The organism is Micromonospora sp. NPDC050686 (genome assembly GCF_040654475.1).
Classification (GTDB): Bacteria; Actinomycetota; Actinomycetes; order Mycobacteriales; family Micromonosporaceae; genus Micromonospora.
On the sequence record NZ_JBFAID010000101.1, the window covers coordinates 1 to 8,858 of the forward strand.

Genomic DNA, 8,858 nt, shown 5'->3' on the forward strand with positions numbered 1-8,858 from the left:
AAAACCGGCACGCCCTACAACGAGACGACCGCCTGGCCACACCACACCGCCGAACCCGCTACTTGACACTCGTACGTCCTGGGATGTCTTACACCAGGGGGACGGCGGAGACGTCGATCGTCTCGGGGTACTTCAGGCCGGCACCGGTGTTGAGCACCACCACCCGCTCGTCCGCCCGGATCCAGCCGCCGGCCCGCAGCTGCCGGGCGGCGGTCAGGCAGGCCGCCCCCTCCGGGCAGAGCAGCAGCCCCTCCACGGCGGCGAAGTCCCGCAGGTCGGCCAGGATCTCCGCGTCGTCCACCGCGACCGCGGTGCCCGAGCTGTCCCGCAACGCGGTCAGGATCAGCTCGTCGCCCAGCGGGGCCGGCACGGTGATGCCGAAGGCGACGGTGTACGCGTCGGTCCACGGCCGGGCCCGATCCTCGCCGGCGGCGAAGGCGCGCACGATCGGGGCGCAACCGGTGGACTGCACCGCCACCAGCCGCGGCAGCCGATCCTCCACCCAGCCCAGCTCGCGCAGCTCGTGCAGGGCCTTGTGGATGCCGATCAGGCCCACCCCGCCGCCGGTCGGATAGATGATCACGTCGGGCACCTGCCAGCCGAGCTGCTCGACGATTTCGTACCCCATCGTCTTCTTGCCCTCCAGCCGGTACGGCTCGCGCAGCGTGCCGGCGTCGAAGATCCCGCCCGCCGACTCGGCGAGCAGCTCGGCCACGTGCCGGCCGGCGTCGCCGATCAGGCCGTCGACCAGGCGGAGGTCCGCCCCGGCGGCCAGGCACTCCCGCCGGCAGATGGTCGGCGCGGACAGCGGCATGGCGATGGTCGCGCCCAGCCCGGCCCGGGCCGCGTAGGTGGCCCACGCCGCGCCCGCGTTGCCGTTGGTCGGCATGGCGATCCGCTCGACGCCCAGCTCCCGGGCCCGGCTCACCCCGACGGCCGCCCCGCGGGCCTTGAACGAGCCGGTCGGGGTGAGCCCCTCGTCCTTGACGATCAGGTCCGGGATACCGATCCGGGCGCCGTACGCCGGGGTGCGCAGCAGCGGCGTCCAGCCCTCACCCAGCGTGGTGACGTGCCGGGGATCGGCCACCGGCAGCAGCTCCCGGTACCGCCACAGGTCCGCCGGCCGCAGGGTGAACCGCTCCGGGGTGACGGCCGCGGCGACCGCGGCCAGGTCGTAGCGGGCCAGCAGTGGCGCGCCGCACTCGCAGAGGTTCTGCGGCCGGTCCGCCGGGTGGCCCCGGCCGCAGCGCGAGCACTCCAGGTGGGTCAGGTACACGTCGCGCTCCTCGGAAGTCTCAGCTCGCGTCGATGCTGCGCCACTGCCGGCTGCGCCGGCCCGGCTCGTAGACCGAGTCGAGGCGTTTCGCCACCACCCCGGGCAGGCCCTGCTCCCGGCCCGCACGCAGGGCGTCGGCCCCGCCGCCGGGAAACCACGGCGGAGTCTGCCAGTGCGGCCCGGCCAGCGCCAGGCCGTCGAGCAGCTCACGGCGTTGCGCGTACGGCAGGTCGACGCTGCCCGCCCCCTCCAGCCAGAGCAGGTCGAACAGGAGGAACTGCCCGTCGCGCCGGGTGGGCTCGCGTACCCGGCCGCCGCCGTCGACGCGGACCAGGACGCCGTCCAGCACCACCTCGGTCGGCGCCAGCTCCTCGGCCATGCCGCGCAGCCACGGGTACCCGCCGGTGATCTCCTCGTCCGACTCGTCGAGCAGCCGCAGCCGCCCACCGGAGACGTACGCCACCGCCCGCACGCCGTCCCAGCGCAGCTCGTACCCCCAGTCGGCGTCGTCGCCGGGCAGCCGGCGGGCCGGCGTGGGGTGCATCGGGCGGACCAACTCCGGCATGCTCGTCCAGCCCGGCGGGGGCGGGTCGGTGCGGCGGATCATCCAGTCCCGGCCGCCGGTGGCGAACAGCGCGTACCGGCCCTGCGTGCGCCGGCCGTCGAGGATCACGATCACCTCGTCGTCGCGCCACTTCTCCGCCCGGTACGTGCCGGTGTCGTGGACGGTCATCTTCCCGCCGCCGTACTCGCCGGCCGGGATCTCGCCGTGGAAGGTGAGGTACTCCATCGGATGGTCCTCGGTGTGCACGGCCAGGTGGTTGCGGCCGGGATCCCGGGGCAGCCCGCGCGGCACCGCCCAGGAGACCAGCACCCCGTCGCGTTCCAGCCGCAGGTCCCAGTGCAGCCGACGGGCGTGGTGCTGCTGGATGACGAACCGGGCCCGGCCGCGGCCGGGGCGCGCGGGGGCCCGCTCCGGCACCGGCTCGGGGGTACGCCGTGCGTCCCGCCGCCGCCGGTACTCCTCCAGCCGGTCCGCCATCCTGTGCATTCTGCGGCAGAGCGGGGCGGTCGGCACGGCACGGCGCCCGGTTTCCGCCCTCCCGGGCGCGGCGCGGCACCGGCATGGCCGGCCGGATCACGGGTAGAACAGCCGCCATGACCACGGTTGACCAGCCCACCGCCCTGCTGCCCGGCGACGTACGGATGCCGTTGCTCGGTTTCGGCACCTGGCAGGCCACCGGCCAGGCCGGGTACGAGGCCGTGCTGGCCGCGCTGGACGCCGGCTACCGGCACATCGACACCGCCACGATGTACGGCAACGAGGAGGAGGTGGGCCGGGCGATCAGGGAGAGCGGGCTGCGCCGCGAGGACATCTTCATCACCACCAAGCTGCCCCCGGAGCGGGTCGGCCGGGAACGGGCGACGATCGAGGCGAGCCTGCGCGCGCTGGGCACCGACCACGTGGACCTGTGGCTGGTGCACTGGCCGCCGTCCGCGCCGTCGGACAGCCTCCCGGTCTGGCGGGAGATGCTCGCCGCCCGGGCGGAGAACCTGGCCCGGGCGGTCGGGGTGAGCAACTACTCCGTCGCGCAGATCGACGAGCTGATCCAGGCGACCGAGGACAACCCGGCGGTCAACCAGATCCGCTGGAGCCCTTCGCTGTACGACCGGCAGGTGCACGCCGCGCACCGGGACCGGGGGATCGTGCTGGAGGGGTACAGCCCGTTCAAGACCAGCGACCTGTCCGACCCGGTGCTGAGCCGGATCGCCGCCGCGCACGGCGTCTCGCCGGCGCAGGTGGTGCTGCGCTGGCACATCGACCACGAGATCGTGGTGATTCCGAAGTCGGTCACCCCGGACCGGATCCGGGCCAACGCCGACGTCTTCGGCTTCTCGCTCACGGCCGCGGAGATGCGCGACATCGACGCGCTCGGCGGCTGAGTGGTAAGGCGGGGCCCCCGCTTAACGCATTTGGTATGGGCGGGGGCCCCGATTAACGCCGGCGCGTCAAGCGGGGCCCCCGGCAATCACCTGGGGCGGGACGGGACGGCTCAGGCCCGGGCGCAGGCGGTCCCGTTGAGGGTGAAGCTGCTCGGCGCGGCGAACGCGCCGCTGAGCGTCGCCTGGTAGCCGAAGTTGGTCGACGCGCCGGGCGCGAGGGTGCCGTTGTAGCCGGCGTTCCGCGCGGTCACCGCCGTCCCGCTCTGCGTCACGGTGGCGTTCCACGCGTTGGTGACGGTCTGCCCGCTGGGCAGGTTGTAGTTCAACGTCCAGCCGTTGACGGTGCCGGAGCCGGTGTTGGTGATCGTCACCTCGGCGGTGAAGCCGTTGTTCCACACGTTGGTGGGCGTGTACTTCACCGAGCAGGAGGAGCCGCCGGTCGGCGGGGGAGTGGTGGTCGGCGGGGTGGTGGTCGGCGGCGGGTTGCTGCCGGTGTTGACGCTCTGCGAGAACGAGGTCACCGCGAGGCCGACGCCGCCCTGCCACGGCTCGAAGCCGGCCTGGATGCTGGTCAGGTACCAGTCGTTGGTGATCGCGCCGCGGTTGCGGGTGTCGTTGATGAACGCCATCGCGTCGAAGCTCATGCTCGGGATCGGCGACGGCGAGACGTACGAGATCACGTTGTTCGAGCCGTTGCTGCCCCGCCAGACCTCCCAGGTGCGGCCGGCCAGGCTGGTGCTGCCGACCGGGGAGCCGATCGGCTGGATGGAACCCTGCCGGTTCATCCAGATCATGATCTCCATCTGGTTCACCCCGTCCCGCTTGGGCGAGGGGTCGAGCCAGATGTCGTACGCGGCGTCGTACGTGCCACTGACGTAGTTCCAGCTGATGCTGCCCGGCGCGCTGCTGATGTTCTTGACCTGGACCGGCAGGTTGGTGCCGGGCGAGCAGTTCGTGTAGTGACAGCCGACGAAGATCGACGGGTAGGACACCGGTGCGCCGTTGGTCGGCGCGACGCCGTCCTGGCGGGTGATGGAGAAGCCGGTCGAGGTGACGTTGATGCACTGCTGGGCGCTGGTGCCCCAGCGGTTGTTCTGCACCACGTACCGGTTGCCGATGACGGTCGAGCCGTACTGCTCGCAGATCTGGGTGTCGGCCGAGGCGTTGCCGCCGAGGGCGACGGCGACGATCGTGCCGGCGGCCAGCAGGCCGGCGGCGGCGATGGCCCGGAGTGGACGTCTCATGATGCTCCTTGGCTACGGCGTGGGGGCGCCGAACGGGTCGGGGGAGACGGCCGGGAGCGCTCCCATATTTAACCGACACATTTACATGTCTGAAACCTTCGCGCAACTGTGCCGGTCCGCCCCGGGCGCGGAACGGCTGGTGTCGGGCGGCTGATCGGCGGCCCCGGCGGCGCGGACCTCCCGGCGGGGCGGCGGGGCGGCGTGCCGGGCGGGGCTGATCGGCCCTGGCGTGCCGGCGGTCGCTCCGAGTAGTGTCTTGCCTCCGACGCGTTCCGAACCCCCTCCGGAGGCGTGCAATCCCATGCGTGGTTCCCCCCTGCGGATCCTCGTCGTCGGCGCGGGCCTCGCCGGCCTCGCCGTGGCACGGGCCCTGCGGATGGCGGGCCTGCGGCCCGACGTCACCGAGAAGCTGCCCCCGTCCGAGCGGCCCGACCTCGGCCTCTACCTGCCCGGCAACGCGGAACGGGCGCTGCGCCGGCTCGACCTCGACGGCCCGGTGCGCCGGCTCGGCCAGGTGATCCACCGGCAGCGCTTCCTCGACGCCACCGGCGCCCCGCTCTGCGAGGTCGACCTCGACGGGCTCTGGACCGGGGTGGGGGAGTGTCGCGCCCTGCCCCACCGCGACCTGCACCGGGTGCTGCTGACCGGCGCCGGCGGCGCGGTCCGGCACGGCGCCGAGGTCAGCGCGGTGGAGTTGCTGCCGGCCCGGGTCGGGGTCACCTTCACCGACGGCACCGCCGCCGAGTACGACCTGGTCGTCGGCGCCGACGGGCCGCGCTCGTCGGTCCGCGCGCTGGCCGCCCTCGGCGGCCCGCCCCGCCCCGCCGGGCAGGTCGTCTACCGCAGCGTCGTGCGGGACGGGCCGGACGTCGCGGACTGGACCGCGCTGCTCGGGCAGCGCGCTGGCTTCCTCGTGGTGCCGATCGGCGCGGGGCGGCTGCACTGCTACGCCGACGAGGCCGGCGGCACGCTGCCCGCCGACCCGAAGGCCCGGCTGCGCGAGCTCTTCGGCGGTTACGGCGGACCGGTGCCCGAGGTGCTCGACGCCCTGGACCAGGTGCACGTCGAACTCACCGACGAGGTCGAGCTGGGGCGCTGGTCGCGGGGGCGGGTGCTGCTCGTCGGGGACGCCGCGCACGCCACCGCGCCGTCGCTGTCGCAGGGCGCCGCGATGGCCCTGGAGGACGCCGTGGTCCTGGCCGAGTCGCTGGCCGCCGCCGGCAGCGTCGAGGCCGCGCTGCTGGCGTACGAGAGTCGCCGCCGCCCGCGTACCCGATGGGTGCGGGACCGGACCCGGGACCGCAACCGGACCCGGGACGTCCCGCCGGCGCTGCGCGACCCGCTGCTGCGCGGGCGCGGCGGGCGGATCTTCCAGGAGCACTACCGGCTGCTGGTCGGGCCGCTCTGAGCGCGCACGGCGCGCCGCGATCGTCCCACGCGACCCCGTTCAGCGCTGTCACCTGCCGGGGACTATCCTCCTTGCGGATGACGGCTGCGCAGATGATCAGCGCGTGCCGAGCGGGACAACCCAGAACCGGAGGCCACTCGTGACCACCGTCGCACCCAAGCCGGTCGTGACCCGGCCCTGGCCGGTCCGCGAGCCGGTCAAGGGGTCGGCCATCGCGCGGCTGTTGCGCACCACGGACGCGAAGCAGATCGGGATCATGTACATGGTCACCGCGTTCGCGTTCTTCATGATCGGCGGCCTGATGGCGCTGATCATGCGTGCCGAGCTGGCGCGCCCGGGCCTGCAGTTCCTCTCGCCCGAGCAGTACAACCAGCTCTTCACCATGCACGGCACGATCATGCTGCTGTTCTTCGCGACGCCGATCGTGTTCGCCTTCGGCAACTACGTCGTGCCGCTGCAGATCGGCGCGCCCGACGTGTCGTTCCCCCGGCTGAACGCCTTTGCCTACTGGCTGTACCTCTTCGGCGGCACCATGGCCACCGCGGGCTTCATCGCCCCGGGCGGCGCCGCCGACTTCGGCTGGTTCGCGTACGTGCCGCTGAGCAACGTCCAGCACTCGCCGGGCGTGGGCGGCAACCTGTGGATCATGGGTCTGGCCATCTCCGGTCTGGGCACCATCCTCGGCGCGGTCAACATGATCACCACGATCCTGACCCTGCGGGCGCCCGGCATGACCATGTTCCGGATGCCGATCTTCACCTGGAACCTGCTGGTCACCAGCCTGCTGGTGATCCTGGTCTTCCCGCTGCTGGCCGCCGCGCTGCTCGCGCTCGGCGCGGACCGCCTGCTCGGCGCCCACGTGTACGACCCGGCCACCGGCGGGCCGATGCTCTGGCAGCACCTGTTCTGGTTCTTCGGGCACCCAGAGGTGTACATCATCGCGCTGCCGTTCTTCGGCATCATCTCCGAGATCATCCCGGTCTTCTCCCGGAAGCCGATCTTCGGTTACAAGGGCCTGGTCGCCGCCACCATCGCCATCGGCGCCCTGTCGATGAGCGTGTGGGCGCACCACATGTTCGCCACCGGCCAGGTGCTGCTGCCGTTCTTCAGCTTCCTGAGCTTCCTGATCGCCGTGCCGACCGGCATGAAGTTCTTCAACTGGGTCGGCACCATGTGGCGGGGCCAGGTCAGCTTCGAGTCGCCGATGCTCTTCTCGATCGGCTTCCTGGTGACCTTCCTCTTCGGTGGCCTCACCGGCGTGCTGCTGGCCAGCCCGCCGCTGGACTTCCACCTCTCCGACTCGTACTTCGTGGTGGCGCACTTCCACTACGTGCTCTTCGGCACCATCGTGTTCGCCGTCTTCGCCGGCATCTACTTCTGGTTCCCGAAGATGTTCGGCCGGATGCTGGACGAGCGGCTCGCCAAGATCCACTTCTGGCTGACCATGATCGGCTTCCACACCACCTTCCTGGTGCAGCACTGGCTGGGCAACGAGGGCTTCCCCCGCCGGTACGCCGACTACCTGCCCGACGACGGCTTCACCGGGCTGAACATGGTCTCCACGATCGGCGCGTTCATCACTGGTATCTCGACGCTGCCGTTCGTCTACAACTGCTGGAAGTCGTACAAGGCCGGCCCGGTGGTCGAGGTCGACGACCCGTGGGGTCACAGCAACTCGCTGGAGTGGGCGACCAGCTCGCCGCCGCCGCTGCGCAACTTCGACCGGATGCCGCGGATCCGCTCCGAGCGGCCGGCGTTCGACCTGAAGTTCCCGGAGCTGGCCGCCGGGCAGAGCCTGGCCGGCCCGCCGGAGGGCGGCGCCAAGCCGCTGAGCCGGGAGTCCAACGGTGGCGCCAGCTACCAGGAGGACACCGACACCACCGTCGAGCGGACCTGACCCGCAGCATCTCGCGACACCCTACGGGCGCCGCCCCCATAACCTGGGGACGGCGCCCGTCGCCGTTGCTGCGTACCGCGACCGCCGCGGCGCGGTGGCCGGGGCTCAGGCCGGCGGGGCGTACGCGTCGAGGAAGCCGGCCAGCTTGTCGCGGAGGCCGGCGTCGCCGGTGCCCGGGTCGACCAGGCTCACCCCGTGCGCGGCGGACGGGGCGAGCACCAGCTGCCGCTGGGTGGTCCCGGGGGTGGCCCCGTACAACTGCCGGGTGGACTCCGCGAAGCTCGTCTCCTGCTCACCGACGCCGTAGAAGACCGGGACCGTGATCTTCGGGGTGGCCGCCGCGGCGTCCGCGTCGCCGTACCCGGTGGGCGGGGAGAGCGCCACGACCGCGACCGCCGCCGGGTCCAGCGTCGGCGCGGCGGCCAGCACCGCGCTGCCGCCCATCGACGCGCCGGCCAGCACGATCTTCGTGGCCCCCTCGGCCCGGAGGGCGGCGGCCGCCGCGTCGACCTGGCGGGCCATCGGCACCCCGTTGCCCAGGGAGACGCCGGACCCGAGGAAGTCGAAGGCGAGCACCCGGTAGCCCCGGTCGGCCAGCTCGCGCCCGTAGGGCAGCCACTGGCAGACGTCGCCGGCGGCCTGGTGCGCCAGCACCACGCCTGTCGTCCCGGACCCGAGCACGACCCCGCCCAGCTCGGCGTCGACCTCGTCGCCGAACACGACCTGCTGGCCGCCGCCGGTCAGCTCGGGGCAGGCGGCGCCCGCGCCCAGCCCGGTCGGCTTCGGCCGGGGGTCCGGCTCGCTGGCGCAGGCGGCCACCCCGACGACCAGGGTGGCGGCGAGCAGGGACAGGGCGCTGCGTCTCATGGCGGCTCCTCGGCGCTCGGTGGAAGCGCTCCCATCCTCGCGCCCGACGAGCCCGCCGCACCGGCCCGGTCGGCACTTCCGTGGCGAAACTGTTACCGCCCGTCAACTCCTGCTCCGGCCGGGGCCGCCCCCGTTACCTTTTTGATCGTCCCCAGCCGGGGACTCCTCGGTCGCCCGGCTCGGTATGACTTACTGCCCCTGTCGTATGGATGATCCGGGGGG

At 72.7% G+C, this 8,858-nt stretch carries 7 protein-coding genes; 3 read left to right on the top strand and 4 right to left on the bottom strand.

Annotation, left to right across the window (positions count from 1 at the left end):
- Positions 1-88: 88 nt before the first annotated feature.
- Together AB0H57_RS32000 and AB0H57_RS32005 are read right to left on the bottom strand one after the other, a co-directional pair.
- Positions 89-1,276, bottom strand: coding sequence for a threonine synthase (locus AB0H57_RS32000; RefSeq protein WP_357512399.1), 1,188 nt, complete (start codon positions 1,274-1,276; stop codon positions 89-91).
- Between the two features lie 19 nt (positions 1,277-1,295).
- Positions 1,296-2,318: a DNA polymerase ligase N-terminal domain-containing protein gene (locus AB0H57_RS32005; RefSeq protein WP_357512400.1), complete on the bottom strand. Its 1,023-nt coding sequence runs from the start codon at positions 2,316-2,318 to the stop codon at positions 1,296-1,298.
- A gap of 116 nt (positions 2,319-2,434) precedes the next feature.
- Here AB0H57_RS32005 and AB0H57_RS32010 point away from each other — a divergent pair, with 116 nt between their 5' ends.
- Positions 2,435-3,220, top strand: a complete 786-nt coding sequence (locus AB0H57_RS32010; RefSeq protein WP_357512401.1) for an aldo/keto reductase — start codon at positions 2,435-2,437, stop codon at positions 3,218-3,220.
- Positions 3,221-3,330: 110 nt separating this feature from the next.
- Here the strand turns inward: AB0H57_RS32010 and AB0H57_RS32015 are convergent, their stop codons facing one another.
- Positions 3,331-4,464, bottom strand: a complete 1,134-nt coding sequence (locus AB0H57_RS32015) for a cellulose binding domain-containing protein (RefSeq protein WP_357512402.1) — start codon at positions 4,462-4,464, stop codon at positions 3,331-3,333.
- A 301-nt stretch (positions 4,465-4,765) separates the two neighbouring features.
- On the opposite strand from AB0H57_RS32015, the gene AB0H57_RS32020 reads away from it, so the two are divergent.
- Complete coding sequence (locus tag AB0H57_RS32020; RefSeq protein ID WP_357512403.1) at positions 4,766-5,872, top strand: FAD-dependent monooxygenase; 1,107 nt, start codon at positions 4,766-4,768, stop codon at positions 5,870-5,872.
- Positions 5,873-6,011: 139 nt separating this feature from the next.
- On the top strand, positions 6,012-7,769 hold the full coding sequence (ctaD, locus tag AB0H57_RS32025; RefSeq protein WP_357512404.1) for a cytochrome c oxidase subunit I: 1,758 nt from the start codon (positions 6,012-6,014) through the stop codon (positions 7,767-7,769).
- Positions 7,770-7,874: 105 nt separating this feature from the next.
- Here the strand turns inward: ctaD and AB0H57_RS32030 are convergent, their stop codons facing one another.
- Positions 7,875-8,636 (bottom strand): alpha/beta hydrolase, encoded by a 762-nt coding sequence (locus tag AB0H57_RS32030; RefSeq protein WP_357512405.1) that lies wholly within the window; start codon positions 8,634-8,636, stop codon positions 7,875-7,877.
- Positions 8,637-8,858: the final 222 nt, after the last annotated feature.

Bases quoted from the DNA above. Each gene is read 5' to 3' on its own strand.
- AB0H57_RS32010 (WP_357512401.1), top strand. From the start codon at position 2,435: ATGACCACGGTTGACCAGCCCACCGCCCTGCTGCCCGGCGACGTACGG.
- AB0H57_RS32015 (WP_357512402.1), bottom strand. From the start codon at position 4,464: ATGAGACGTCCACTCCGGGCCATCGCCGCCGCCGGCCTGCTGGCCGCC.
- AB0H57_RS32020 (WP_357512403.1), top strand. From the start codon at position 4,766: ATGCGTGGTTCCCCCCTGCGGATCCTCGTCGTCGGCGCGGGCCTCGCC.
- AB0H57_RS32030 (WP_357512405.1), bottom strand. From the start codon at position 8,636: ATGAGACGCAGCGCCCTGTCCCTGCTCGCCGCCACCCTGGTCGTCGGG.
- AB0H57_RS32005 (WP_357512400.1), bottom strand. From the start codon at position 2,318: ATGGCGGACCGGCTGGAGGAGTACCGGCGGCGGCGGGACGCACGGCGT.